Origin of the sequence: Dactylosporangium sp. CA-092794 (assembly GCF_050948465.1) — a bacterium.
Taxonomy (GTDB): Bacteria; Actinomycetota; Actinomycetes; order Mycobacteriales; family Micromonosporaceae; genus Dactylosporangium.
Window position 1 is genome coordinate 6,150,511 of sequence record NZ_CP192044.1, and the last position, 24,361, is coordinate 6,174,871.

The following is a 24,361-nucleotide window of genomic DNA, read 5'->3' on the forward strand; positions in this document are numbered from 1 at the left end:
AGCCAACCGCAGAAAGGCACTCCGTGTCCGACTCCCGCACCGTACTGCTCGTCATGGACTTCCAGCACGGCATCGTCGAACGCCTCGGCGACCGGTCCGTCCTCGACGCCGCCGGCCGCGCGGTCACGGCCGCCCGCGCCGCGGCCGTCCCGGTCATGTTCGTCCGGGTCGCCTTCCGCCCCGGCTACCCGGAGGCGGCGGAGTCGAACCGGACCTTCGGCAGCATCCACCAGAACGGCCACGCGATGACCCAGGACCACCCGGCCACCCAGATCCACGCCGACCTCGAGCCCCGCGCCGACGAGCCGGTCATCGTCAAGCACCGCGTCAGCGCCTTCAGCGGCAGCGACCTCGACGTGCTGCTGCGCGGCGCCGGCGCCGACAGCCTCGTCCTGGCCGGCATCGCCACCAGCGGCGTGGTGCTCTCCACCCTCCGCCAGGCGGCCGACCTCGACTACCGGCTCACCGTGCTGGCCGACGCCTGCGCCGACGCCGACCCCGAGGTGCACCGCGTGCTGACCGAAAAGGTCTTCCCGCGCCAGGCCCTGGTCACCACCACCGACGAGTGGATCCAGACCCTCTCCTGAGCCCCGCGAGCGCCGGCCGTGGTCCGCCGCGGCCGGCGCGGACGTTCCGGCGGTCGCGGCCGTGGCGGGTGAAATGTCTCCGTGATCATGATGCCCGCGCTGGCCGCACCGCGGGTTTGCCATGATCCCGGAGACTTTCGGTACACAGGGGTACATCGACACTCCGTGATCACGAAAAACCGTTGGTGTCGGCAGCGGGTTCGGCATGATCGCGGAGACTTCCGGTCGCCGCGCTGTGCTCCGCGGCGTGCAGCGCCCGCCGCTCAGCAACCACCACGATCAAGCGCTCGCCACCGCGTAGACCGCGCCGCCGGACTGACCGAACCGCGCCGCGCCGCGCCGCGCCGCGCCGCGCTGGGCCGCGCCGCGCCGCGCTGGGCCGCGCCGCGCCGCGCTGGGCCGCGCCGCGCCGCGCTGGGCCGCGCCGCGCCGCGCCGCGCTGGGCCGCGCCGCGCCGCGCTGGGCCGCGCCGCGCCGCGCTGGGCCGCGCCGCGCCGCGCTGGGCCGCGCCGCGCCGCGCTGGGCCGCGCCGCGCCGCGCTGGGCCGCGCCGCGCCGCGCTGGGCCGCGCCGCGCCGCGCTGGGCCGCGCCGCGCCGCCGCGCAAACGCAGAGCTGTGGCGTGCCGGGTTGGCCGCGTTGGGTCACGGTGGGGCGCGTGGCGGTGTAAAGATTTCTAGACATGAGGTCAAAGATTTGCTACCTTCGGGATGTCAAAGATTGCTGACATCCGGAAGGTTCGTCATGACGCACGAAGAGAAACGCGCGTGGATCAGGCTGGTGGTCGCCGTGCTCGGCTACTGCGCATACGTGGCCGTCATCGCGAACCGCATCGATGGGCGGGCGCTGGTCGGCGTGCCGTATGCGGGCGTCCTGCTGTGGACGGTCGGCGGGGCCATCGTCGCGGCGATCGTGGCGGAGATCGGCGTGGCGATCGTCCAGCCGGGGGCGTCCCGGGTCAAGGACGAGCGGGACCGCGAGATCGGGCGGCTCGGCGACTACGTCGGCCAGTCGTTCGTCATCATCGGGGCGGTCGCCGCGATGCTCATGGCGATGGCCGGCTGGGACCGGTTCTGGATCGCCAACGTCATCTACCTCTGCTTCGTGCTGTCGGCGATCCTCGGCGGCATCACGAAGGTCATCGTCTACCGGCGAAGCTTCCCGCTGCTGTGAAGCCCACCCAAGTCACCAACAACATCCGCGCGCTGCGCTTCGCGCACGGTGAGATGACCCAGGCCGACCTCGCCGAGCGCATCGGCGTGACCCGGCAGACCCTCATCGCCATCGAACAGGGGCGCTACTCGCCGTCCCTGGAGATGGCCTTCCGGATCGCCCGCGTGTTCGGCGTACCCCTCGACGACGTGTTCCAGTATCCCGACTCCCCCGAGGAGCAGTCATGAAAGCGATCGTCCACGACGTGTACGGGCCGGCCGACGTGCTCCGCCTGCGCGAGGTCGACAAGCCCCCGATCGGCGACGACGAGGTGCTCGTCGAGGTGCGCGCGGCCGGCGTGGACCCGGGCGTGTGGATCTTCATGACCGGGCGGCCGATGGCCGTGCGGCTGGCGGTGGGGCTGCGCCGGCCGCGGGCGGCGGGGCTCGGGCGGGCCGTGGCCGGCACGGTGGTGGAGGTCGGCGCCGGGGTGAGCCGGCTGCGGCCCGGCGACGAGGTCTACGGCACCTGCCACAGCGGCTCGTTCGCCCAGTTCGCCACGGCCCGCCAGCACCGCCTGGCGGTCAAGCCGGTCAGCCTCACGTTCGAGCAGGCGGCGGCGATCCCGATCTCCGCGGTGACGGCGCTGCAGAGCATCCGCGACGCGCACGTGCGGGCCGGGCAACGGGTGCTGGTCACCGGCGCGGGCGGTGGCGTCGGGTCGTTCGTCGTGCAGCTGGCCACGGCGCGCGGGGCGAGCGTGACCGGCGTGTGCAGCACCTCGAAGCTCGAGCTGGTGCGTTCCCTCGGCGCCGAGCACGTCATCGACTACACCGAGCACGAGATCGACCACGACGGCATGCGGTACGACGTCATCATCGACACCGCGGGCAACCGCTCCGTGCCGTTGCTGCGCCGGGCGACCGCGCCCCGCGGCACGATCGCCCTCGTGGGCGGCGGCCACGCGACCGGCTGGCTGCTCGGCGGCTTCCAGCGCCAGATGGCCGCGCCGCTGCTGTCGCTGTTGGGCAGCCAGCGGGTGTGCGGCGTGACCGGGCGGGAGCGGCACGAGGACCTGGACGAGCTGACCGCCCTCATCGAGGCGGGCTCGCTCGCCCCGGTCATCGACCGTGCGTACCCTCTCGCCGCCGCGCCCGACGCCATGCGGCACCTCGCCCAGGGCCACCCCGCCGGGAAGATCGTCGTCACGGTGTAGCCCGCGGCCGGGAACGCGTCACCGTGAAAGCGCGTGAAGCCCCGGGCCGGCGGGCCTACGGTGTCGGCATGAGCGCACACAAGGATGCCTACGCCGAAGCGCTGGACACGGCGAGCGCGCACGCGCGGGCCTGGCTGGCGACCCTGGCCGACCGCGCGGTCCCGCCCCGGACCGGCGCGGACGAGCTCGCCGCCGCGGTCGGCGGGGAGTTACCGGACGGGCCGGACGACCCGGCCGAGGTGGTCGGCCTGCTGGCCCGCGCCGCCGAGCCCGGGCTGATGGCGATGCCGTCCGGGCGGTTCTACGGCTGGGTCATCGGCGGTACCCTGCCCGCCGCGCTCGGCGCCGACTGGCTGGTGAGCGCCTGGGACCAGAACGCCGCGATGCGGTTCCCGACCCCGGCGGTGGCGGCGCTGGAGGAGGCGGCCGGCGCCTGGGTGCTCGACCTGCTCGGCCTGCCCGCCGGCGCCGACGTCGGCTTCGCCACCGGCGCCACGATGGCCAACTTCACCGGGCTGGCCGCCGCCCGCCGCCAGGTGCTCGCCCGCCGCGGCTGGGACCTCGACCGCGACGGGCTCTGCGGAGCGCCGCGCGTCCGGGTCCTCGTCGGCGAGGAGCGTCACGACACGCTCGATCTCGGGCTGCGGTACCTCGGGCTGGGCGCCCCGACCCCGGTCGCCGCCGACGCGCAGGGCCGGATCCGGCTCGACGCGCTGGCCGCCGCGCTGGACGACGGCGGCGACGCGCCCACCATCGTCTGCCTGCAGGCCGGGAACGTCCACAGTGGAGCGTTCGACCCGATCGGCGAGGCGACCGACCTCGCCCACCGCCACGGCGCCTGGGTGCACGTCGACGGGGCGTTCGGGCTGTGGGCCGCGGCCGCGCCCGGGCTGCGGCACCTGCTGGCCGGCTTCGAGCGCGCCGACTCGTGGGCGACGGACGCGCACAAGACGCTGAACGTGCCGTACGACTGCGGGATCGTCATCGTCGCCGACCCGGCCGCCCTGCGCGCCGCGATGGGCGTGCGCGCGAGCTACCTCATCGAGCCGGCCGGACCCGGCGGCCCGGCGGACCCGCTGGAGAAGGTGCCGGAGCTGTCCCGCCGGGCCCGCGGCGTGCCGGTCTGGGCCGCGCTGCGCTCCCTCGGCCGCAGCGGCGTGGCCGACCTGGTGACCCGCCTGACCGGCCACGCCCGCACGCTGGCCGAGGGCATCGCCGCGCTGGACGGCGCCGAGGTCCTCAACGACGTGGTGTTCACGCAGGTGTGCGCCGCGTTCGGCGACGACGCCCGCACGGAGGCGGTGACCCGCGCCCTGCTGGCCGACGGCACGGCCTGGATGTCCGGCTCCCGCTGGCGCGACCGGGCCGTGCTGCGCGTCTCGGTCAGCAACTGGTCCACCGACGAGACCGACGTGGCCGCGTCGCTGGCCGCCGTCCGCCGCGCCGTCGCCGCCACGGGTTGACGACGGCCCGGTCGTCGCAAAAGGTCGCAACCGTCCGCCGCGCGGTCGCGGCGGCGGGTTGGCGGCGGCCGGGTCGTCGCGGAAAGGTCGCCGCCGCGGGCTGACTACGGCATTACGGCAGCAAGACTATCTTGCCGCGGGTGTGGCGGTGGTCGAGGACGTCGAAGGCGTCGGCGACGCGGTCGAGGGGGTAGGTGGCGGCGATCGGGATCTCGATGGTGCCCGCGGCGGCCAGGCCGGCCATGTGCTCCAGGACGTCCACTGTGGACGCGTCGCCGCTGCCCTCGGCCTTCACGCCCAGGCGGGCGGCGGCCTCGAAGGCGATGATGGTCTCGATGCGGTCCTTCGGTATGTCCAGGGCGAGGGCCAGGTCGACGTACTCCGGGCCGAACAGGTCGATGAAGGCGTCGATGCCGTCGGGGGCGGCGGCGCGCAACCGGTCGGCGAGGCCGTCGCCATAAGGGATCTGGGTGGCGCCGTGCGCGGCGAGCCAGTCGGCGTTGGCGTCCGACGCGATGCCCAGGACGCGCACGCCGAGGTGGTGCAGCAGTTGCACGGTGACCGTGCCGACGCCGCCGGCCGCGGCCGACACGGCGACCGTCTCGCCCGGCTTCGGCGCGATCGCGCGGACGGCGGCGTAGGCGGTGCAGCCCACGACGTAGAGCGCGCCGGCCTCCTCCCAGGACAGCTCGGCCGGCTTGCGGATGAGCTGGGTGACCGGGACCGCGGTGTGGGTGGCGTGGCTGGAGCGGGTCCAGGAGAAGCCGAGCACCTCGTCGCCGGGGGCGAACCCGGTCACGTCCGGGCCGGCGGCGGTGACCACGCCGGCCAGGTCGCTGCCCTCGCCGCACGGGAACGTGGTCTTGTACATCCGCTCCAGGGCGCCGCGGCGGATGCCGCTCTCGCCGGGGTTGATGCCCGCGGCGCGCACGGCGACCACGACCTCGCCCGGTCCGGGGGAGGGCATCGGGATGTCGGCCAGGTAGTAGACGTCTGTTCCGCCGAATTGGTCGAACCGCACGGCGCGGGCGGTCTCAGGCATGGTCGCCTCCAGGCTTGGACTGGGCCTCTGGTGTGGACTTGGCATCTGGTTTGGATTGGCCCGGCGCGCGGCGGCGGGCGACGCCGGCCGTGCGCAGGGTGGACAGGGTGCGGGCGAGGTTTCTCAGGGCGCTACCCGGTGCGGCCGGCCCGAACCACACCAGCAGATCCGCGTCGAACACCGCCTGGGCGGTGGCGAGCGCCTCGGCGCCGGCCGGGGTCAGCTCCACAATGGACGAACGGCGGTCGCCGGGGTTGGGCCGGCGCGCGCACAGCTCGCGCGCCGCCAGCCGGTCCACCGCCTGGCTGGCGCCGCCGATGGTGATCGACAGCGCGTCGGCGATGTCGTTGACCCGGCAGGCCGGGGTGCGCCCCACCACCCGCAGCACCTCCAGGCTGCCCAGCGACACCGCGCCGGCCTGCCGCAGCCGGGCGTCCACGCCGTTCCACAGGTCGGTCTCGAAGCGCACCAGGTCGTCGAAGAGCTGCCGCAGATCCACGCTCACCCGAAGTACATTAGCACTAATTACATTAGCGCTAAGGCAACACTGTAGCCGATGGTGTTACCGATCTGTTACGCCCGCTCCCGGCTCGGGACAGGTATGTTCGCGCCCATAACAAACCCCTGCGCGACGCACCCCATCCCGATACGAAAGGAGGCGTCGAGGATGTCCAAGACACTCAGGCTCCTGGCCGCCACCGCACTGGCCGCCCTGCTGGCCACCACGTCCGCGTGCAGCAAGACCCGCACCGAGACCGGCGGCGACTCGGCCGACAGTGGGCCCGCCCTGGTCGGCATCGCCATGCCGACCCGCAGCCTGGAGCGCTGGAACAACGACGGCTCGCACCTCGAGGACCTGCTGAAGAAGGCCGGCTACAAGACCTCGCTGCAGTATGCCGACAACAAGGTCGACCAGCAGATCACCCAGATCCAGAACATGATCAACGACAAGGCGAAGATCCTGGTCATCGCCTCGATCGACGGCACCGCGCTCGCCCCGGTGCTGCAGACGGCGGCGGACAAGAAGGTCAAGGTCATCGCCTACGACCGGCTGATCAACTCCACGCCCAACGTCGACTACTACGCGACCTTCGACAACTACAAGGTCGGCCAGTTGCAGGGCCAGTTCATCGTGTCCAAGCTGGGCCTCGACACGGGCAAGGGCCCGTTCAACCTGGAGCCCTTCGCCGGTTCGTCCGACGACAACAACGCCAAGTTCTTCTTCGCCGGCGCCTGGGACGTGCTCAAGCAGTACGTCGACAGCGGCAAGCTGGTGATCCCGTCGGGCAAGAAGCTGGCCAGCAACGACGACTGGAAGACGGTCTCGATCAACGGCTGGAAGACGGAGACGGCCCAGTCCGAGATGGACAACCGGCTCAACTCCTTCTACACCGGCGGCAAGAAGGTCGACGTCGTGCTCTCGCCGAACGACTCGCTGGCGCTGGGCATCGAGCAGTCGCTGGACTCGCACGGCTACAAGCCGGGCGGGGACTGGCCGATCATCACCGGGCAGGACGCCGACCTGGCCAACACCAAGAACATCCTGGCCGGCAAGCAGTCGATGACGGTCTGGAAGGACACCCGCACCCTCGGTGACCAGGTCGCCAAGATGGTCGACTCGATCTCCAAGGGCAGCACGGTTGAGACCAACGACACCAAGACGTACAACAACGGGGTGAAGGTCGTCCCGTCGTACCTGCTCCCGCCCGTCGTGGTGACCAAGGACGACGTCAAGTCGAAGCTGGTCGACTCCGGCTTCTACAAGGCCTCGGACCTGGGCCTGTAACTGCCCAGCCGCGCCCGGAGGGCCGGGTCCGCGCCGCCACGGCGCGGGCCCGGCCCCTCGTCGCGAGTCGCCACGAATCGAGGAACCCCCATGTCATCCCCGACCACCCCGATCCTGCAGATGATCGGCATCACCAAGTCGTTCCCCGGCGTGCGGGCGCTGCAGGACGTCACCATGAGCGTGGCGACCGGCGAGGTGCACGCGATCTGCGGTGAGAACGGCGCCGGAAAGTCGACGCTGATGAAGATCCTTTCCGGGGTGTACCCGCACAGCAGCTACGACGGCGAGATCGTGCTCGACGGCGAGCCGTGCCACTTCCGCTCCATCCGCGACTCCGAGCAGCGCGGCATCGTGATCATCCATCAGGAGCTGGCGCTCAGCCCGTACCTGTCGATCGCCGAGAACATCTTCCTGGGCAACGAGCGGGCCACCCGCGGCATCGTCAACTGGCCGCAGACCAACAAGCGCGCGGCGGAGCTGCTGGCGCGGGTCGGGCTGCGCGAGGCGCCGGACACCAAGATCCTCGACATCGGCGTCGGCAAGCAGCAGCTGGTCGAGATCGCCAAGGCGCTGTCCAAGCGGGTCCGGCTGCTCATTCTCGACGAGCCGACCGCGGCGCTCAACGACGCCGACTCCGCGCACCTGCTCGACCTGATCCGCCAGCTCAAGGGCCAGGGGATCACCTCGATCATCATCTCGCACAAGCTCAACGAGATCGCGGCGATCGCCGACACGACCACCGTCATCCGCGACGGCCGCACGGTCGCCACGTTCGACATGCACGGGCCCACGCCGGTCACCGAGGACCAGATCATCCGCGCGATGGTCGGCCGCGACCTGGCCCACCGGTTCCCCGACCACACCCCGCACATCGGCGACGAGGTGCTGCGGATCGAGGACTGGACCGTGCACCACCCGATCGACCGCGGCCGGGTCGTGGTCGACGGCGCGAACCTCAGCGTCCGGGCCGGGGAGATCGTGGGCATCTCCGGGCTGATGGGCGCCGGGCGCACCGAGCTCGCGATGAGCGTCTTCGGCCACAGCTACGGCACCGGCATCAGCGGCCGGCTGTTCCTGCACGGCAAGGAGGCGCGGGTGCGCAGCGTCGACGACGCGATCGCGCACGGCATCGCCTACGCCACCGAGGATCGCAAACGGTACGGCCTGAACCTCATCGAGGACATCAAGCGCAACATCACCGCCGCGAAGCTCAGCGCGGTGGCCCGCCTCGGGGTGGTCAACGCGGGCGAGGAGGTGGCCAAGGCCGAGCGGCTGCGCAAGGAGATGCGGGTGAAGGCGGACAGCGTCGCCGTGCTCGCCGGCAAGCTCTCCGGCGGCAACCAGCAGAAGGTCGTGCTGAGCAAGTGGCTGTTCACCGAGCCCGAGGTGCTCATCCTCGACGAGCCGACGCGCGGGATCGACGTCGGCGCGAAGTACGAAATCTACGAGATCATCAATACGCTGGCCGACGCCGGCAAGGCGGTCGTCGTCATCTCCTCCGAGCTGCCGGAGCTGCTGGGGATCTGCGACCGGATCTACGCGATGAGCCAGGGGCGGATCACCGGCGAGGTGCCCCGCGCCGAGGCGACCCAGGAGGGCCTGATGCGGTACATGACCATGGACAAGAGCGGAGTCTCGCGGTGAGCGCGCCCAGCACCCTCGACGCGGTCCAGCAGGACCCGAAGCCGACCGACACCTCGTCGCTGCGCGGCTACCTCGGGCAGAACCTGTGGCAGTACGGCATGCTGACGATCCTGCTCGCGATCGTCGTCACGTTCCAGATCCTCACCGACGGCCGGCTGCTCTACCCGGACAACGTCGCCTCGCTGGTCCAGCAGAACGCCTACGTGCTGATCCTCGCCATCGGCATGGTCATGGTCATCGTCGCCCAGCACATCGACCTGTCCGTCGGCTCGATCGTGGCGTTCATCGGCGGCTACTGCGCCCTCATGATCACCGAGTGGCACTGGCCCTGGCCGGTGGCGGTGCTCGCGTCGGTCGGCATGGGCATCGTCGTGGGCTGCTGGCAGGGCTTCTGGATCGCGTACGTCGGGATCCCCGCCTTCATCGTCACGCTCGGCGGCATGCTGCTCTTCCGCGGCCTGGCGGTGCTCGCGGTCAGCCAGACCGTGCCGGTGCAGGACAAGGGCTTCGGCGCCATCGCCGCCAAGTCGCTGCCCAACGCGCTGGGCTTCGTGGGCAACCTCGACGGCATGACGCTGCTGGTCGGCGTGATCGCGATCGGCGGGCTGGTCCTGTCGCAGGTGCGCTCCCGGCGCGAGCTGATCCGCTACGACCTGCGGCTGGAGCCCTCCGCGGCGTTCTACGCCAAGCTCGTGGTGTTCGTCGCGCTGACCGCCTTCATCACCTATCTGCTCGCGGAGAGCACCGACGGTACCCCCAATGTCCTCATCATCGTCGGCGCGCTCGTCGTGCTGTACACGTACATCATGGGAAACACGGTTTTCGGCCGGCACATCTATGCGATGGGCGGCAATCTCGCCGCGGCGAAGCTGTCGGGCGTGAAGACCCGCCGTGTAACGTTCCTCATCTTCGTCAACATGGGCATCCTCGCCGGTATCGCCGCGGTCGTCACCACCTCCCGCGCGGGCGCCGGTGTGGCGGGCGCGGGCACCAACTACGAATTGGACGCGATCGCCGCGGCGTTCATCGGCGGTACCGCGGTGACCGGCGGCATCGGCAAGATCACCGGGGCCGTGATCGGCGCGCTCATCATGGGCGTGCTCAACATGGGCCTGTCCATTCTCGGCGCCGACGCGGCCTGGCAGCAGGCCATCAAGGGCCTCGTGCTGATTGCCGCAGTGGCCTTCGACATCGTGAGCAAGCGCTTGTCGAACTCGTCCCAGTAATGTTTCGATAACGGCAAATTATTGACGTGGTTCTACGTGCGGAATAGCGTCGATGTCACGGCGAATCCTCCGTTGTTTCGAAACATTCAGGAGAAGCGCTCATGACATTACGCAGAATGGCCACGGCCGGCGTATTGGCGGCCGTGGTCGCCGCCACGCTCGGCGCCGTGTCCGCCTCCGCCGGCGGTCCCCGCCCGCCGGCCACGCAGGACCAGAGCCTGCGCGGGCTCGCCGCCCGCAACGGCCTGTACTTCGGCACCGCCGTCGACGCCGCCGCCTACGCCGGCGCGAGTGACCCGCAGTACACGTCGATGGTCGACAGCCAGTTCTCCACGGTCACCCCGGAGAACGTGATGAAGTGGGAGAGCCTCGAGCCGACCCGCGGCACCTACGACTGGACCGCCGCCGACACGTTCGTCGAGAACGCCGCCCGCAACCACCAGCTGGTCCGCGGCCACGTGCTGACCTGGTACAGCCAGCTGCCCGGCTGGCTCACCACCGGCATCCAGGACGGCTCGATCGACGGCCCGCAGCTGCGCGCCCTGCTGCACAAGCACATCACCGACGTGGTGGCCCACTTCCGCGGCAAGATCTGGCAGTGGGACGTGGTCAACGAGGCGGTCAGCGACCCCTGGGAGACGCCGCCGGCCATCCACCTCGGCGGCAACACCGGCTCCCTCAAGCAGAAGTTCGCCGACCTGCTCGGGCCCGGCTACGTCGCCGACGCGTTCCGCTGGGCCCGCGCCGCGGACCCGAAGGCGCTGCTGTTCTACAACGACTACAACATCGAGGCGTTCGGCGACGGCGGCCCGGGGGACAAGACGCAGTTCGTCTACGACCTGGTCAAGCGCCTGCGCGCGCAGGGCGTGCCGATCGACGGCGTGGGCAGCCAGGGCCACCTGAGCACGCAGTACGGCAACTACGACGTGCTCGCCGTGGCCGACGCGCTGCGGCGCTTCACCGACCTGGGCGTGGCCGTCGCGCTCACCGAGGTCGACGCCCGCAGCCTCACCAAGGACGCCGCCGACCCGGCGAAGGACGCGGCCGGCGCCGACCTCAACGCGCGCGATCAGGCCTCGGCCTACAACTACCACGTGCTGCTGCAGGCGTGCCTGCTCAACGCGCACTGCCTGTCCTTCACGGTGTGGGGCTTCACCGACAAGTACTCGTGGATCCCCAACTGGTTCAAGAACCCGCCCGAGGGCTCCGGCTGCCTGTGGGACGCCGCCTACCACCCGAAGAAGTCCCTGCGCACGGTCCAGGGCGACCTGGCCGCGGCCGGGCCGCCGCTGGTCCAGCCGCGCGTGCCGCAGAAGCCCCGCCGCTGACGCTTTCTTCCGGGATGGGGTATGGGGCGGGCGTCTGACCGGCGCCCGCCCCGTCGTCCCGCCTCAGTTCGCCGGGACCGGCTCCAGATCGCCCTGCCCGCCCACGACGCCGGGCTGACCGGCTGATTCGCAACCCGGCGCAGCCGTCTTTTCGGACAATTGCGGGGTATTCGTCGACTTGTTGCAAGCGCATGTCGTGAAAGCTACGATCACCGCAACGTATCGACGACGGCGATTTCGCCGACCGTACGAATGGTGGACTCATGAAGCTGAAAGCCATCGCCATGGCTGCCGTCGCCGCCGCCACGGCCGCGGTAGCCCCCGCCCCGGCCGCCATGGCGAGCCCCGCCGCCGCCTCCTGTTACGGCTTCTCCTACTCGTATTCGATCAGCAGCTCAGCGATCCAGGTCACCGCGACCAACGCGTGCCCCGGATCGAGCACCGCCTACCTGGTGCTGGAGCGCTACAACGGCGTGCCCGGCTATCCGTGGGCGTTCGTCGCGTCCGGCAACGGGTCGCTGACCTACATCTGCAACGGCAGCACGCCCAACACGTACCATGTCGGCCCGATCTTCACGCCGGGCAGCAGCGGCTACACGTGGTACCAGTTCACGGACAACTGCGGCTGAGGCACTCCGTTCGGTGGGATGCGGGTCCTGATCGCCGGTGCGGGGTCGCGCGGTGACGCGGCCCCCTACCTCGGCCTCGGGCAGCGCCTGCAGAGCGCGGGCTGCCGGGTGGCCAGCGCCACGCACGACGAGTTCGCGGACATGGTCCGCGCGATCGGGCTGGAGTGGCGGTAGCTGTCGGGCGACCCGCGGGCGCCGATCCGGGCGCGGATGCGGCCGGACACCGACCGGCGGCGGTCACACCTCGCCCTGGCCCACCTCGCCGGGGAGCCCGTAGCCCCCGAACTCGGAGAGCATCGTGTCGGGGGCCTCCTCGGTGGTCTCCGCGCGCACGACGTGCTCGGGGCCGTCGAGCACGGTCACCGTCGCGTCCGGGTACAGCGTCGTGAACGGCACGCTGCCCGTCGGCGCGCGGCCGGTCGCGAACCCCTGCCGCAGCGTCTCGGCGGTGGCCGCGGCATCGGCGCCCGAGCCCGTCGCGGCGCACAGGACCGCCCGTGGCTTCGCGCCGGCCGTGTCCGGGCGGCGGACCCCGGTCGCGGCCACCGCCAGGTAGCCGGGGCCCGCGAACCGGGCCCGCGCCGCCACGACGTCGCCGAGGCAGGCGGCCAGCGCGGCGATCACGGGCCGCACGGCGAGCGTCGGGCGGCCCGCCGGCACGGCGTCGGCGAGGTCGGCGGTCTGGCCGCCGACGAGGAGGTCGCCGCCGCTCGACCGGGCCTGACCCCCGGGCACCAGCCCGCCGTCGTTCGGCGGCGCCGGGGTCATGGGCATCGGCGGCGCCAGGAATCGGTCGCCGTCGGGCTTCCAGCCCAGCCGCCGCAGCCCCGCCGCGACCGTGGCGTCGTCCTGGCCGCCGGCGAACACGATCACGTGCCGCGGCTCGCGGCCCGCCGAGATCGCGTAGCCGGCGGCGTCGATGCGCAGCCCGGCCTCCAGCGGCAGCTTCGGGGAGATGCGCCGCGCGCCGGCATACCGGATGCCGGCCCAGCCCCCGCCGCCGAGGGCCCCGAGGGCGGCGACGTCGGAGAACTCGAACGCCGACCGGGTGGCGTCGGTGTCCGCGACGTGGGCGAGCGCCTCCAGCAGGCGCGTGCCCGGCGCCGCCGCGCCGGTCGCCGGCGCCGCGGTCGGGGCGGCCGTGGCGCACCCGGCGAGCAGCAGCACCGCGAGCGCGGGACCGAGCGCGAGCCGGCAGAGGGGGCGGGGAGGCATGGCCGGGAGCGTACCGGCGCCGCTGCGGCGCCGCTGCCCCTCCGGCTCGGCGCCGATCCGGGCCGGCTAACCCGGCGGCTGGTCCAGGCGGACGGTGACGCTCACCCGGCCCCGCTCGTCGCGGCGGGCGAGCGCGTGCCCGGTGCGGTCGGCGCCATCGAGGTGCAGGGTGATTGGGCCGCCCTCGCCGAGGAAGTTGCGCCACCACGCCTTCGCGTTGGCCGCCTGGACGCCGATCGTGACGGTGTCGCCGGCGCGCTTGTAGGCGACGGGGGTACTGAACGTCCGTCCCGAGCGGCGCCCGGTGTAGGTCACCACCGTCAGGTGCCGGCGCACCATCGGCCCGAAGCGGGGCGACGAGCGCAGCGACATCACCCACCCGTTGAAGCGATCGATCGCCGCCTTGGGCAGCGGCCCGGCAGAGCCCACGAAGACCTCCATCGTTTCCCGGATCCCGTCGCGGCGAACGTACCACGCTACATGGAAAGCCCCGGCCCACGACGGTGCCGCCGCCGGCCTCGCTCGCCCTGGACCGGCCGCTGCCCCGCTGACCGGGCGATCCACTGTGGACGGCGGTCAGGAGCGGAGCCGGTCGCGCAGGGCGGACCACACCTCGGCCGGGGCGGGCGCCCGGCGGATCTGCTCGGCGACCCGCTCGGCGCCGCCGCGGTAGGACGCGTCGTCGAGCAGCGCGCGCACCGCCGGCGCCGAGTGGGCCGGCTCGTCCACGACGATGCCGGCCCCGGCCGCGGCGACCCGGTTGGCGTTCATCGGCTTCTCGGCGCCCTTGGGCCACAGCACCATCGGGATGCCGTGGCTCATGGCGGCCAGCACCGTCCCGGCGCCGCCGGCGGCCACGACGACGGACACGTCGGCGGCGAGCAACTGAGCCATCGGCACGAAGCCGACGAAGTGCACGTTGTCCCGGCCGTCGGCGAGGGGGTGCGCCGCGCCCGGCGCGACCGTGGCCACGACGTCCACATGGTCCAGTGCGGCCACCACGTCGACGACCGCGTCGAGCATCCCGGCGTCGAGCAGGACGGTCCCCAGGGTGACCAGCACCCGGGAGCGCGCGCCGGGCGGGGGCAGCGGCGGCGCGCCGTCGGGGGCGGGCCCGGTGTACGCCCGGGGCCGGATCGGCAGCCGCTCGGCCGACGGCTCCCACTGCGGGCAGTGCAACGCCGGCGGCCACGGGTCGATCAGGGCCGCCCGCGCGGGCCGGGCCAGGCCGCGCTCGGCGTAGCGGGGCGCGAGCAGCTCCGCCATCGCCGGCACCAGCGGCGGCGGCGACACCGGCAGCCCCACGGCGTGCTGGACCAGCGGCACGCCCAGCGTGGCGGCCACCATCGGGCCGACGGCGTCGTACTCGTCGGCGACGATGACCTCGGCGCCGAACTCGCGCGCCCGGGCCAGCGTCTCGTCGAAGGCCAGGTCGACCCGGGCGCCCGCGAAGAACGAGGCGATCGGGAAGATGTCGCGCAGGTCGGCGAGGTCGGCGCCGCCGGTGCGCCGGTCGTTCTCCGCCAGCAGGTCGTCGGCCTCCGGGCCGGTCGGGTGCACCGGGACCGAACCGACCAGATGGGTCATCGACGCCGGCACGGCGACGACGACCTCGTCGCCGGCGGCGGCCGCCGCCTCCGCCAACGGGATCAGCGGCAGGAGATGGCCATAGATCGGGACCGCGGTGAAGAACACACGCACGGCGCCGATTATCCGGTGCCGCCCGGTGACCGTCCAATCGGGAGGACCACCACGCGGACGGTGCCGCGGCGAGTCAGCGCCGGCGCAAGCCGGCGATGAGCAGTGCGACCATGCGGCGCGGGTCGTAGCCCGGGCCGCTGTCCGCGCCGATGCAGAGGTTGCCGACGGCGCGCAGCAGCTGGTAGCCGTCCAGGTCGGGCCGGATCTCGCCGGCCGCGGCGGCGGCCCTGAGCAGCTCGTCGCACACCGGCACGAGGCGGTCGAGGAAGTAGGCGTGCAGCGTCGCGAAGCCGGCCTCGTCGGACCGCAGCGCCGCGGCGAGGCCGTGCTTGGTGACCAGGAAGTCGACGAACATGTCGATCCAGGTCGCCAGCGCGGCGTGCGGCGTGGTGGCGCCGGCCAGCAGCGCCGGGCCGGCCTCGGCGCAGGCCTCGACCTGGTGCCGGTACACGGCGACGATGAGGTCCGCCCGGGTCGGGAAGTGGCGGTAGATCGTGCCGACACCGACGCCGGCCTTGGCGGCGATGTCGCGCACCGGCGCATCGACGCCGGACGCGATGAACGCCGCGGCCGCCGCGTCCAGCAGCGTCTGCTCGTTGCGCCGGGCGTCGGCCCGCTTGCGCGGGGCCGGCGTCGCCGGTCCGCCGTCGGTGCCGCTCACCACGCCGCCGCCTCCGTCGCTATGCGGAACGCCACTCCGATTTTCCAGGATGCCAGATCGGAGCCGCCGGGACCAGGCTGCCGCCGGTCAGGCGGCCAGGAACGCGGGCCGGACAGACGGCCGCGGGACGCGGCAGCATGCCCTCATGGACCTGGATCTCGACGCCGCGATCTCGTTCGTGGCCACCCACGCGCGCGTCCTCGAGCGGCGCCGGCCGCACCTGGCGCTCGGCGGCGCGGCTACGCGACGGTCCGGGCCGTCGCCGCACTGCGCGGCGCCCCGCTGTGACCGGCGGGCTCAGCGCAGCCGCTGGCGCTGGTGGCCGAGGCCGTCGATCTCCAGCTCGACCACGTCGCCGGGGCGCAGGTAGGGCTGGCCGGGCCGGCCCATGGCCACGCCGGCCGGGGTGCCGGTGTTCACCACATCGCCCGGGTACAGGACCATGAACTGGCTGAGGTACCAGATGAGGTGCGGCACGCCGAAGATCATGTCGCCGGCGAGCTCGTCCTGGCGCGGCTCGCCGTTGACCCAGGTGCGCAGTCGCAGGGACGGCACGTCGACCGCGTCCGGGGTGACCAGGTAGGGGCCGAGCGGGTTGAAGGTCTCGCAGTTCTTGCCCTTGTCCCACTGGCCGCCGCGCTCCAGCTGGAACTCGCGCTCGGAGACGTCGTTGCTGACGGCGTACCCCGCGATGTGCGCCGCCGCGTCCGCCGGCGCGTCGAGGTAGCGCGCGGTCGTGCCGATGACGACCGCGAGCTCGGCCTCGTAGTCGGTCTTGGTGCTCGCCCGCGGGATCAGCACGTCGTCGTCGGGGCCGACGACGGTGTCCGGCGCCTTCATGAAGACCACCGGCTCGGCCGGCGGCGCGGCGCCCGTCTCGGCCGCGTGCCGCGCGTAGTTGAGCCCGATGCACACGATCTTCCCGGGGGTCGTGATCGGCGGGCCGAACCGCGCGCCGGCCGGCGCGTCGAGGCGCGGCAGCGTGCCGAGCGCCGCGCGGACGCGCTCGACGCCGCCGGAGCCGAGAAACGCCCCGTCGATGTCGGCGGTCACCCCGGACAGGTCGAACAGCGCGCCGTCGTCGCCGACCACCACGGGTCGTTCGGATCCTGACGGGCCGAGCCGCGCGAGTCTCATGCACCGCAACCTAGCGACGCAGAGGCCAAGTGGTCAAGCCAATCGCGGCTCGGGGCAGACGCCGTCGAGCAGGAGGGCGATCGAGCGCTCGGCGGCCGCGGCGGTCAGGCCGCCGGCGGGCTCGGCGGCGTCCGCCGCGCCGGCCAGCATCGCGAACAGCAGGGCGAGGTCCTCCGCGGCCAGGTCGGCCCGGGCCTCGCCGCCGGCCTGGGCCCGGCGCAGCGGCGGCGCCAGGGCCGCCACCGCGCGGCGGCGCGCCTCGCGCTCCAGGCCGCCGGCCGGCCGGACCAGCGGGCGCAGCGCCAGCTGGGTGCGCAGCACCTCGCCGAGCAGGTCGCGGAAGCCCGACGGGCGGCCGGCGCCGGCCGCGACGAAGGCCTCCAGGCGCTCGAGCCGGTCGGCGACGACGGCGGCGACCAGGGCGTGGCGGTCGGGGAAGTGGCGGTACAGCGTCGCCTGCCCGACCCCGGCGCGCCGGGCGATCTCGGGCATGAGGACCGCCGCGCGGCTCAGCAGCAGCTCGCCCGCGGCTTGCACGATCGCCGAGCGGTTGCGCTGGGCGTCGCGCCGCCTGGGTGTCGGGACCCCGTAGAGCACGGCCACCGCCTCCCCAAGCGACACATGTTACCGACCGGTAATGATAATGTCACGAACTTCTCTTTCTCGGTACCGCCTCCTACGCTGCCGCCACCACAGCGCAGCCACCCCGCCAGGAGGAGTGCGTATGTCCCGGATCCGTTCCACCCTGCTCGCCCTCGCGGCCACCGCGCTCGTCGCCGCCGGCGGCGGTGCGGCCCCCGCGGCGGCCGCCGCCCCAGCCACGACCGGGGTGCGCTCCGTCGACATCCCAGGCGCCGGCGTCACCTTGAAGGCCAACGTCGTCGCGCCGGCGGCGGCCGGCAGCCACCCCGCCATCGTGTTCCCGTCCAGCTGGGGGCTTAACGACCTGGAGTACCTCGCCCAGGCCGGCACCCTGGCCGCGAAGGGATACGTGGTCGTGTCCTACACCCCGCGCGGCTGGTGGTCCTCCGGCGGCGAGATCGACACGGCCGGCCCGCTGGACATGGCGGACCTGTCGAAGGTCATCGACTGGACCATCGCCAACACCGCCGCCGACCCGGCCCGCATCGGCGCGGCCGGGATCTCCTACGGCGCCGGGATCAGCCTGCTCGGCGCCGCCAACGACCCGCGTATCCGGGCCGTGGTCATGATGAGCGGCTGGTCCGACCTGGTGTACAGCCTCTACGGCGACAACACCCGCCATCGGCAGTCCGCGGACCTGCTCGGGCTGGCCGCGCAGCTGGTCGGCCACCCCGGCCCCGACCTGTCGGGCAAGCTCGCCGACTTCGCCGCCAACCGCAACGTCGACGCCGTCAAGGCCTGGGCGCGGGCCCGCTCGGCGGCCACCTACGTCGACGCGCTCAACGCCAACCGGCCGGCGGTGCTCATCGCCAACGCCTGGGGCGACTCGTTCTTCCCGCCCGACCAGCTGGTGGACCTCTTCGGCCGGCTCAGCACGCCCAAGCGGCTCGAGCTGCGCCCCGGCGACCACGCCATCGCGGAGCTCACCGGCCTGCTGGGACTGCCCAACGACGCGTGGACCAGTTTGTACCGCTGGTTCGACGAGTACCTCGCCGGGACCGGCACGGGCATCGGCGCCGAACCGCCGGTGGTGGTCAAGCCGTGGAACGCGGCCGGCGAGCAGTACCCGAGCTGGGCCGCGCTGAACACGTCCACCCGCCGCTACGGCCTGGGCCAGATCCGCTGGCTCGACGGCACCGGCCTGCTCGGCGGCGCGCCGGGCGGCGGCTGGACCAAGACGATCCCGACCGGCCTGGACACCATCGCCGACGGCGGGGTCGTGCTGCTGACCAACGGCGCGGCCGCGTTCACCGGCGTGCCGCCGCAGGTCTGGCTGCCGGCCGTGGACCGGCTGCGGGCGGGCGTGTGGGCGGCCGAGCGCCCGGCCACGGCGCTGCGCATCCGCGGCATCCCGCGGGTGCACCTCGAGCTGACCGGCACGGCCGCGCAGGGCACCGTCATCGCTTACCTGTACGACCTCGACGCGCTCGGCAACGCCGCGCTCATCACGCACGCCCCGGTCGGCTGGCTCGGCACCGCGCCCGGCGCCCGCGGTGTCGACGTCGCGCTGTCGGCAACGGCCTACGATGTACCCCCGGGACATTCCCTGACCCTGGTCGTGGACACCGTCGATCCGTTGTACTACGACGCCAACGCCGCGGGCGGGTCGGTCACCATCGCCGGCGGGTCCTATGTGGACGTGCCGGTCCGGTGAGCGCCGTCGCGGGCTCAGCCCTGCTTGAACCGCCAGGTCTTGCTGTCGAAGAGCACGCAGATGCTCGGGGACATCACGATGACCCGCAGCGTGCCGTCGGTCTCCTGGTAGTCGATGCCCTCCACCTCGAACTCCCCGGAGCAGCCGCTGGAGAGCGGGAGCTGGCGCAGGGCGGTCACGTGGCCGGTCACGTCGGCGCCGTCGGGCGCGCGGGACAGGTCGACCTGCAGCAGCGGTTTGGTGGTGCCGAAGAGGGTACCGTCCGGGTCGTCGGAGGAGCAGAGCAGTACCGTCGCGGAAGAGAAATCGCAGCCCTGCACGTCGCGCACCGGGTGATCGAGGCGCACGGTGAAGGCGAGGGGCAGGGTGGCGCCGGGGACGGCGGCCGGGTTGAGCCCCGGGGTGGCGAAGCCCAGCAGTCGGTCCATCGTGCCCCACTCGCCGGCCAGCATCCAGGTGCCGTTGGGGGTGATCGCGTCCCAGGAGTTGTTGTACGCCTCGCCGGACGCCAGCGGGTGGGCGTATTCGGTCCAGGCGCCGCTCGGCGACTGGGCGCGGAACATCTTGCCGTTCTGGTCGCCGCGCTGGTAGGGCTCGACGTACCAGCCGGAGGCGGAGTCGGGGTCGCCGACGTGGTCGTAGCCGCGGGCCGCCACGTCGGCCGGGATGGTGCCGACGCCGGTGTAGCGGTACTCGACGGTGCCGCCCCGGCGGATCACGGTCAGGCCCTGGCTCTCGTCGAGCGGCCGGGCCCGGTCGGACCCGACGGTGACCCAGCCGGTCGCCGCGTACGCGGGCGCGGCGAGCGCGAGCGTCGCGGCGAGCAGGGTGGCGACGACGACGCCGCGGCGCAGGATTGAGGATCGCATACCGCGGAACATGCCATAGATAGATGTACATATCTAGGCATTCCGGTGAGCGATCTTCGAACGCCCCGCCGAGGTATCGTGTCGGCGTGCACATCCGATTCGACGTGCCCGCCGACCCCGCCTATCCGGGCCAGGTGGCCGCCGTGCTCAGCGGCGTCCGGCTGCGCCGCTACGGCTACATCGGCGCGGTGCTGGCGGCCGCCGGCATTCTCGGCCTCGCCGCCGCGCGGGTCGCCGGCTGGGGCGAGCGGCTGTCGCCGCTGTACATCGCGCTGCTCCTGGGCGGCGCGCTGTCGATGCTGTACTCACCGTGGGTGCGGTTCAACGCCCGGCGCCGCTCCGACCGCTACGCCGTCGAGGGCGACTACGACATCACCGACGACAACATCATGATGCGCAGCGGCTCGGAGGAGGGCGGCATCGCCTGGGACGGCGTCTCCCGGGTGGTGGACACCCGCGACTTCTGGGTCGTCTACGTCGGGCGGATCCCGGCCACGGTGATCCCCCGCCGCTTCATGTCCGCCGAGGACGCCGACACCCTGGCCGCCTTCATGACCGACCGCGGCCTGCTCGGCGCCTGACCCGGACCGCCCTCCCATTCGCGGTCGGCGCCGCCCACGGCGGTGCGGGGCGGGGTGGGGCGGACGTAAGTCTCCGTGATCATGCTGTGCGTGGTGGCCGCACCGCGGGTTTGCCATGATCGCGGAGACTTTCGGTACACGGGGGTACATCACCGCTCCGTGATCATGAAAAACCGTTGGTGTCGGTGCCAGTTGCGCATGATCGCGGAGACTTCCGGTCGCTGCGCCGTGCTGTGCCCGGCGGGTGGGATCGCCGCCGCCGCTGGCCGCCCGGTCGTCCAGCCTGAGGGGCGGTGCTATGGTGGCGCCTATTCGTCAGAGTCAACTCTGGTGAATTGAGTTGACTCCACCAAGCGGAGGATCGATCAGTGGACTATGTGTTCGTACCGGGGGCCTGGCACGGTGGCTGGTCGTGGCATCCGGTCGCGCGGCGGGTGGCCGGCGCCGGTCACCGGGCGGTCGCGCTGACCATGCCCGGCCTGTCCGCCGGCGACGACCCGCGCGGGCTGCGCCTGGCCGATGCCGTGGCGCACCTGGTCGGCGAGGTGGAGCGCCGCGACCTCAGCGACGTCGTGCTGGTCGGCCACAGCTGGGGCGGCATCCCGATCGCCGGGGCGGCGCGGCGGCTGGCCCCGCGCCTGCGGGCGATCGCGTTCGTCAGCGCGTTCGTCCCGCGGGCCGGCGAGTCGATGGCCGAGGCGATGGGCCCGGAGGTCGGCGCCTACGTGCGCGCGGCGATCGAGGCGTCGCCCGATCACACCATCGCGGTGGACTTCGCCGCGTTCCGCGAGTCGCTCATGCCGGACGAGCCGGAGCCGCTGCAGCGGCTCGTCCACGACCTGCTGGTGCCGCAGCCGGGCGGCTACATGCTCGACGCCCTCGACGTCGTCGACCTGGACGGCCCGGGTGTGCCGATCGCCTATCTGCTGGCCGAGCGCGATCGGGCGCTCGCCGCGCCGGGCGCCGAGCTCGCCGCGCGGGTCGGCGTGGAGCCGGTGCTCGTGCCGGGGTCGCACGAGGCCATCCTCACGCACCCGGACGACGTGGCGAAGGCGCTGCGCGACCAGGTGGAAGGCGGTTGACGCCGCGGCGGGGGAGTGGCCCCGCCGCGGCGCCGGAAACGCTAGAAGCTGTCCGCGGTGCGGATGCGGTTGCGCACGTACGTGCCGGACTCGGTCAGCTGGGCCGGGTTGGTGTATGAGCCGGCGGAGCAGGTGCCGGGCTTGAAGGCGGCGCTGCTCTCGTTGGCGTCGGAGTAGGTCCAGTTCGCGTAGCTGATCTTGTTCTGGTCGAGCAGGTCGAGCCAGGCGGTGGTGCTGGCCAGGTCGGTCGCGCCGCCGCCGGTGGCGCTCACCGTGCCGAACTCGGTCACGAACAGCGGCAGGGTGCGGGCGGCTCGGGCCACCACCGTGCGGTAGTTGTCCTTGTGGGACGCGGCGTAGAAGTGGAAGGCGTACATGATGTTCGTGGCGTTGACCGGGTTGTTCGCGATCTCGGTCTCGCTCGAGCCGTCCGAGACGCCCAGCGACGACCAGCCGCGGGTGCCGACGATGACGATCCCGTCCGGGTCGGCCGCGCGGATGACCGGGATGACCTGCTCGGCGTAGCTCTTGATGGACTGCCAGCTCACGCCGTTGGGCTCGTTGGCGATCTCGTAGATGACGTTCCGCTTGGCCGCGTTGCGGGCCGCGACGGCGGCGAAGAACGTCCTGGCCCGGTCGAGGTTGTAGTTGGGGTCGCCGGGCGTGAGGATGTGGAAGTCGATGATCGCGTACATCCCGCGCGCCTCGGCCAGGTCGACGTAGCTGTTGACCTGGGCGGTGAACGCGGCCGGGTTGGTCTCGTAGCCCTGCTCCTGCACGTACATCGCGATCCGCAGCACGTCGGCCTTCCAGTCGCCCGCCAGGGCGTCCAGCGACGCGCCGTTGACGCAGGAGGCGAACCACTGGATGCCGTGGGTGCTCATGCCGCGCAGCTGGATCGCCCGGTTGCTCTGGCTGCACAGGTTGACGCCGCAGACGTGCAGCTGGCCGTTGGTGCTCAGCGGCGTGCCGCCGGGCGGGGGCGGCGTGGACGGCGACGGCGAGGGGGAGGCCGACGGTGACGGGGAGGCGGAGCGCGACGGCGATGGCGATGGCGAGGCGGTGGTCGGCGACGGGGTGCTCACCGAGCCGGTGCAGGCCACGCCGTTGAGCGTGAACGCGGCCGGGTTCGGGTTGGCGGTGGTCCAGGTGCCGTTGAAGCCGATGCTCGTCGAGGCGCCGGTGGCCAGCGCGCCGTTGTAGTCCATGTTCTTCGCGGTGACGTTCGTGCCGCTCTGGGTGAACGTGGCCGACCAGCCCTGGCCGACCTTCTGGCCGGCGTCGGGGAACGCGAAGCCGAGCGTCCAGGCGCTCACCGGGTCGCCGAGGTTGGTGATCGCGATGTTGGCGGTGAAGCCGCCGGGCCACTGGTTGGTGGTGTACGTGACGCGGCAGCCGGCGGCGGCGGACGCGTTGACCGTCGGCGCGAGGATCAGGCCGCCGGCCACGAGGGCGCCGACGGCCCCGGCCACCCCGAGGGTGCGGCCGCGGGGCAGGCGTTGGAGCAGGCTCATAGGGGGTTCCTCCGGTTGCGGGAGCGGCGCGGGCGGCGGGCCCGTCCGGCAGGGGATCCTCACGTGCCGGTGGCGGGTGGCTCAACCACACGCTCGCCCCGCGCCCGCAGGGCCGGAGCTGACCAGGGGATTTCCGCGCGGTGGCGATGAAATGTACAGGTTCGAGCGGCTTCGAGGAAGCCGGAACGCGGCGGCTGAACGCCGATGTTGTGCCGGGCCGCCGCGCCCCACAATGACAACGTGGCCGATCCCGATCTCGAACTCGCCGCGCTGCGCGCCGCGATCCTGCGCCGCGGCCGGCCGGATGTCGACGCCGCCGCGCGGGTGGTCGAGGACTACCTCGCGGGCGTGCTGGACGATGCCGGCGCGGCCGGGAACGCCGGAGCGCGCCGCTGGGCCCGCGACCGGCTGCGGCTGTTCATGGTGGTCAGCTGGGGCAACTGGTTCGGCGTGCTGGAGCGGCTGCCGAGGGAGTACCCGATGCTGCGCGACGAGTGGCGGGAGCTGGTCGGCGACCCGGCGCGGTTCGGCCCGGAGGACCTGGTGGCCTGGTGGTGGTGCCTGCAGCCGGCGATGTTCGAGCCGCTGGTGGCCGCGCAGCTGCGGGAGATGGGGCCGCCCCTGCGCGACGGCGTGGCGGGCGTGCTCAAGGACGGCGGCAACTTCGACGCCCGGATGGTCGACTGGCCCGCCTTCGGCGCCGTCTGACCGGCGCCGCGCAGCCCTACGGGACGGCGGCGGCGAGCGGGGCCGGCTCCGGCGGTACCGCCGCCAGATCAAACGTGAAATGCAGCAGGCCGTCGGCGAAGAACGGCCGTGCGCCGGAGCCGGCGAGGGAGCGCACCAGGCCGTGTGCGGCCGCGTTGGACCCGGCCACGTCGGCGTGGATGGTCCGCACGCCGGCCGCGATCATGCGGTGCGCCAGGGCCCGGACGAGCGCCGAGGCGAGGCCGGTGCGCTGCCACGGGTCGGCGACGAGCACCGCCAGGTCGGCGTCGGGGCCGTCGGCGGGCCGGCGGCCGTACTCGGCCCAGCCGCACAGCTGCCCGCCGTCGACGGCGACCTGGGCGTCCCACTCGGGGCGGGCGCCGGCGGCGATGTGCGCCAGGTAGGCGCCCGGCAGGCGGCCGCCGCAGCCGACGAGGAAGCGCCGGTCGAGGCTGCGGCAGGACAGGTGCCGCTGGGCGGCGGCGACCAGGCGCCGATCGTCTTCCTGCCACGGTCTGATCAGCAT

General features: G+C 72.9%; 26 protein-coding genes. 15 read left to right on the forward strand and 11 right to left on the reverse strand.

Annotated elements, in window-relative coordinates:
* The first annotated feature begins 23 nt into the window (after positions 1-23).
* The 5 genes from ACQPXD_RS25920 (at position 24) to ACQPXD_RS25940 (ending at position 4,416) form a co-directional block, all read left to right on the forward strand.
* On the forward strand, positions 24-587 hold the full coding sequence (locus ACQPXD_RS25920) for a cysteine hydrolase family protein (RefSeq protein WP_432842901.1): 564 nt from the start codon (positions 24-26) through the stop codon (positions 585-587).
* A 742-nt stretch (positions 588-1,329) separates the two neighbouring features.
* Complete coding sequence (locus ACQPXD_RS25925; RefSeq protein ID WP_432842903.1) at positions 1,330-1,758, forward strand: hypothetical protein; 429 nt, start codon at positions 1,330-1,332, stop codon at positions 1,756-1,758.
* 53 nt (positions 1,759-1,811) lie between these two features.
* The gene (locus tag ACQPXD_RS25930; RefSeq protein WP_432843950.1) at positions 1,812-1,985 is read left to right on the forward strand and encodes a helix-turn-helix transcriptional regulator; all 174 of its coding nucleotides are present in this window, start codon (positions 1,812-1,814) and stop codon (positions 1,983-1,985) included.
* Positions 1,982-2,953 (forward strand): NAD(P)-dependent alcohol dehydrogenase, encoded by a 972-nt coding sequence (locus ACQPXD_RS25935; RefSeq protein WP_432842905.1) that lies wholly within the window; start codon positions 1,982-1,984, stop codon positions 2,951-2,953. The genes ACQPXD_RS25930 and ACQPXD_RS25935 overlap by 4 nt, the downstream gene beginning before the upstream one ends.
* A gap of 68 nt (positions 2,954-3,021) precedes the next feature.
* Entirely contained in the window at positions 3,022-4,416 is a 1,395-nt protein-coding gene (locus tag ACQPXD_RS25940) for a pyridoxal phosphate-dependent decarboxylase family protein (RefSeq protein WP_432842907.1), read from the forward strand.
* 112 nt (positions 4,417-4,528) lie between these two features.
* Here the strand turns inward: ACQPXD_RS25940 and ACQPXD_RS25945 are convergent, their stop codons facing one another.
* Positions 4,529-5,458 carry an NADP-dependent oxidoreductase gene (locus tag ACQPXD_RS25945; protein ID WP_432842909.1) on the reverse strand — a complete coding sequence of 310 codons (930 nt, stop codon included), beginning with the start codon at positions 5,456-5,458 and terminating at the stop codon, positions 4,529-4,531.
* The gene (locus ACQPXD_RS25950; protein ID WP_432842911.1) at positions 5,451-5,963 is read right to left on the reverse strand and encodes a MarR family winged helix-turn-helix transcriptional regulator; all 513 of its coding nucleotides are present in this window, start codon (positions 5,961-5,963) and stop codon (positions 5,451-5,453) included. Before ACQPXD_RS25950 ends, ACQPXD_RS25945 begins: the two co-directional genes overlap by 8 nt.
* A gap of 162 nt (positions 5,964-6,125) precedes the next feature.
* Between ACQPXD_RS25950 and chvE the strand changes: the two genes are divergently transcribed.
* From chvE to ACQPXD_RS25980, 6 genes are all read left to right on the forward strand, one after another.
* Positions 6,126-7,244, forward strand: a complete 1,119-nt coding sequence (chvE, locus tag ACQPXD_RS25955; RefSeq protein ID WP_432842913.1) for a multiple monosaccharide ABC transporter substrate-binding protein — start codon at positions 6,126-6,128, stop codon at positions 7,242-7,244.
* A 90-nt stretch (positions 7,245-7,334) separates the two neighbouring features.
* Positions 7,335-8,888: a multiple monosaccharide ABC transporter ATP-binding protein gene (gene mmsA, locus ACQPXD_RS25960; RefSeq protein WP_432842915.1), complete on the forward strand. Its 1,554-nt coding sequence runs from the start codon at positions 7,335-7,337 to the stop codon at positions 8,886-8,888.
* Positions 8,885-10,114, forward strand: coding sequence for a multiple monosaccharide ABC transporter permease (gene mmsB, locus ACQPXD_RS25965; RefSeq protein ID WP_432842917.1), 1,230 nt, complete (start codon positions 8,885-8,887; stop codon positions 10,112-10,114). The genes mmsA and mmsB overlap by 4 nt, the downstream gene beginning before the upstream one ends.
* 101 nt (positions 10,115-10,215) lie before the next feature.
* On the forward strand, positions 10,216-11,442 hold the full coding sequence (locus tag ACQPXD_RS25970) for an endo-1,4-beta-xylanase (RefSeq protein WP_432842919.1): 1,227 nt from the start codon (positions 10,216-10,218) through the stop codon (positions 11,440-11,442).
* Positions 11,443-11,705: 263 nt separating this feature from the next.
* Positions 11,706-12,071: a hypothetical protein gene (locus tag ACQPXD_RS25975; RefSeq protein ID WP_432842921.1), complete on the forward strand. Its 366-nt coding sequence runs from the start codon at positions 11,706-11,708 to the stop codon at positions 12,069-12,071.
* An 18-nt stretch (positions 12,072-12,089) separates the two neighbouring features.
* Positions 12,090-12,245: a glycosyltransferase gene (locus tag ACQPXD_RS25980; RefSeq protein WP_432842923.1), complete on the forward strand. Its 156-nt coding sequence runs from the start codon at positions 12,090-12,092 to the stop codon at positions 12,243-12,245.
* Between the two features lie 63 nt (positions 12,246-12,308).
* Here ACQPXD_RS25980 and ACQPXD_RS25985 read toward each other — a convergent pair whose 3' ends face one another.
* The 6 genes from ACQPXD_RS25985 to ACQPXD_RS26010 all read right to left on the reverse strand — a co-directional run bounded on the left by ACQPXD_RS25985 (position 12,309) and on the right by ACQPXD_RS26010 (position 17,382).
* Positions 12,309-13,286 carry a hypothetical protein gene (locus ACQPXD_RS25985; protein ID WP_432842925.1) on the reverse strand — a complete coding sequence of 326 codons (978 nt, stop codon included), beginning with the start codon at positions 13,284-13,286 and terminating at the stop codon, positions 12,309-12,311.
* Positions 13,287-13,352: 66 nt separating this feature from the next.
* Positions 13,353-13,727, reverse strand: a complete 375-nt coding sequence (locus tag ACQPXD_RS25990) for a hypothetical protein (RefSeq protein WP_432842927.1) — start codon at positions 13,725-13,727, stop codon at positions 13,353-13,355.
* 135 nt (positions 13,728-13,862) lie between these two features.
* Positions 13,863-14,987, reverse strand: a complete 1,125-nt coding sequence (locus ACQPXD_RS25995) for a glycosyltransferase (RefSeq protein ID WP_432842929.1) — start codon at positions 14,985-14,987, stop codon at positions 13,863-13,865.
* Positions 14,988-15,060: 73 nt separating this feature from the next.
* On the reverse strand, positions 15,061-15,648 hold the full coding sequence (locus ACQPXD_RS26000) for a TetR/AcrR family transcriptional regulator (protein WP_432842931.1): 588 nt from the start codon (positions 15,646-15,648) through the stop codon (positions 15,061-15,063).
* A 297-nt stretch (positions 15,649-15,945) separates the two neighbouring features.
* Positions 15,946-16,785, reverse strand: a complete 840-nt coding sequence (locus ACQPXD_RS26005; RefSeq protein WP_432842933.1) for a fumarylacetoacetate hydrolase family protein — start codon at positions 16,783-16,785, stop codon at positions 15,946-15,948.
* Positions 16,786-16,818: 33 nt separating this feature from the next.
* Positions 16,819-17,382: a TetR/AcrR family transcriptional regulator gene (locus ACQPXD_RS26010; protein ID WP_432842935.1), complete on the reverse strand. Its 564-nt coding sequence runs from the start codon at positions 17,380-17,382 to the stop codon at positions 16,819-16,821.
* 127 nt (positions 17,383-17,509) lie between these two features.
* On the opposite strand from ACQPXD_RS26010, the gene ACQPXD_RS26015 reads away from it, so the two are divergent.
* Positions 17,510-19,081, forward strand: coding sequence for a CocE/NonD family hydrolase (locus ACQPXD_RS26015; protein ID WP_432842937.1), 1,572 nt, complete (start codon positions 17,510-17,512; stop codon positions 19,079-19,081).
* Between the two features lie 14 nt (positions 19,082-19,095).
* On the opposite strand, the gene ACQPXD_RS26020 is transcribed toward ACQPXD_RS26015, so the two are convergent.
* The gene (locus ACQPXD_RS26020; RefSeq protein WP_432842939.1) at positions 19,096-19,950 is read right to left on the reverse strand and encodes a hypothetical protein; all 855 of its coding nucleotides are present in this window, start codon (positions 19,948-19,950) and stop codon (positions 19,096-19,098) included.
* An 86-nt stretch (positions 19,951-20,036) separates the two neighbouring features.
* Between ACQPXD_RS26020 and ACQPXD_RS26025 the strand changes: the two genes are divergently transcribed.
* Together ACQPXD_RS26025 and ACQPXD_RS26030 are read left to right on the forward strand one after the other, a co-directional pair.
* Positions 20,037-20,531 (forward strand): YcxB family protein, encoded by a 495-nt coding sequence (locus tag ACQPXD_RS26025; protein ID WP_432842941.1) that lies wholly within the window; start codon positions 20,037-20,039, stop codon positions 20,529-20,531.
* A 368-nt stretch (positions 20,532-20,899) separates the two neighbouring features.
* Positions 20,900-21,613: an alpha/beta fold hydrolase gene (locus tag ACQPXD_RS26030; protein WP_432842943.1), complete on the forward strand. Its 714-nt coding sequence runs from the start codon at positions 20,900-20,902 to the stop codon at positions 21,611-21,613.
* 41 nt (positions 21,614-21,654) lie between these two features.
* Here the strand turns inward: ACQPXD_RS26030 and ACQPXD_RS26035 are convergent, their stop codons facing one another.
* A complete protein-coding gene (locus ACQPXD_RS26035) occupies positions 21,655-23,127 on the reverse strand; it encodes a cellulase family glycosylhydrolase (protein WP_432842945.1) in 1,473 nt (490 codons plus the stop codon).
* Positions 23,128-23,367: 240 nt separating this feature from the next.
* Here ACQPXD_RS26035 and ACQPXD_RS26040 point away from each other — a divergent pair, with 240 nt between their 5' ends.
* Positions 23,368-23,835: a hypothetical protein gene (locus tag ACQPXD_RS26040; RefSeq protein ID WP_432842947.1), complete on the forward strand. Its 468-nt coding sequence runs from the start codon at positions 23,368-23,370 to the stop codon at positions 23,833-23,835.
* A gap of 16 nt (positions 23,836-23,851) precedes the next feature.
* Here ACQPXD_RS26040 and ACQPXD_RS26045 read toward each other — a convergent pair whose 3' ends face one another.
* Entirely contained in the window at positions 23,852-24,361 is a 510-nt protein-coding gene (locus tag ACQPXD_RS26045) for an N-acetyltransferase family protein (RefSeq protein WP_432842949.1), read from the reverse strand.

Coding starts and splice junctions, on each gene's coding strand:
- ACQPXD_RS25925 (WP_432842903.1), top strand. CDS start 1,330: ATGACGCACGAAGAGAAACGCGCGTGGATCAGGCTGGTGGTCGCCGTG.
- ACQPXD_RS25930 (WP_432843950.1), top strand. CDS start 1,812: ATGACCCAGGCCGACCTCGCCGAGCGCATCGGCGTGACCCGGCAGACC.
- ACQPXD_RS25935 (WP_432842905.1), top strand. CDS start 1,982: ATGAAAGCGATCGTCCACGACGTGTACGGGCCGGCCGACGTGCTCCGC.
- ACQPXD_RS25940 (WP_432842907.1), top strand. CDS start 3,022: ATGAGCGCACACAAGGATGCCTACGCCGAAGCGCTGGACACGGCGAGC.
- ACQPXD_RS25945 (WP_432842909.1), bottom strand. CDS start 5,458: ATGCCTGAGACCGCCCGCGCCGTGCGGTTCGACCAATTCGGCGGAACA.
- chvE (WP_432842913.1), top strand. CDS start 6,126: ATGTCCAAGACACTCAGGCTCCTGGCCGCCACCGCACTGGCCGCCCTG.
- mmsA (WP_432842915.1), top strand. CDS start 7,335: ATGTCATCCCCGACCACCCCGATCCTGCAGATGATCGGCATCACCAAG.
- ACQPXD_RS25970 (WP_432842919.1), top strand. CDS start 10,216: ATGACATTACGCAGAATGGCCACGGCCGGCGTATTGGCGGCCGTGGTC.
- ACQPXD_RS25975 (WP_432842921.1), top strand. CDS start 11,706: ATGAAGCTGAAAGCCATCGCCATGGCTGCCGTCGCCGCCGCCACGGCC.
- ACQPXD_RS25980 (WP_432842923.1), top strand. CDS start 12,090: ATGCGGGTCCTGATCGCCGGTGCGGGGTCGCGCGGTGACGCGGCCCCC.
- ACQPXD_RS25985 (WP_432842925.1), bottom strand. CDS start 13,286: ATGCCTCCCCGCCCCCTCTGCCGGCTCGCGCTCGGTCCCGCGCTCGCG.
- ACQPXD_RS25990 (WP_432842927.1), bottom strand. CDS start 13,727: ATGGAGGTCTTCGTGGGCTCTGCCGGGCCGCTGCCCAAGGCGGCGATC.
- ACQPXD_RS26005 (WP_432842933.1), bottom strand. CDS start 16,785: ATGAGACTCGCGCGGCTCGGCCCGTCAGGATCCGAACGACCCGTGGTG.
- ACQPXD_RS26015 (WP_432842937.1), top strand. CDS start 17,510: ATGTCCCGGATCCGTTCCACCCTGCTCGCCCTCGCGGCCACCGCGCTC.
- ACQPXD_RS26020 (WP_432842939.1), bottom strand. CDS start 19,950: ATGCGATCCTCAATCCTGCGCCGCGGCGTCGTCGTCGCCACCCTGCTC.
- ACQPXD_RS26035 (WP_432842945.1), bottom strand. CDS start 23,127: ATGAGCCTGCTCCAACGCCTGCCCCGCGGCCGCACCCTCGGGGTGGCC.
- ACQPXD_RS26045 (WP_432842949.1), bottom strand. CDS start 24,361: ATGCTGATCAGACCGTGGCAGGAAGACGATCGGCGCCTGGTCGCCGCC.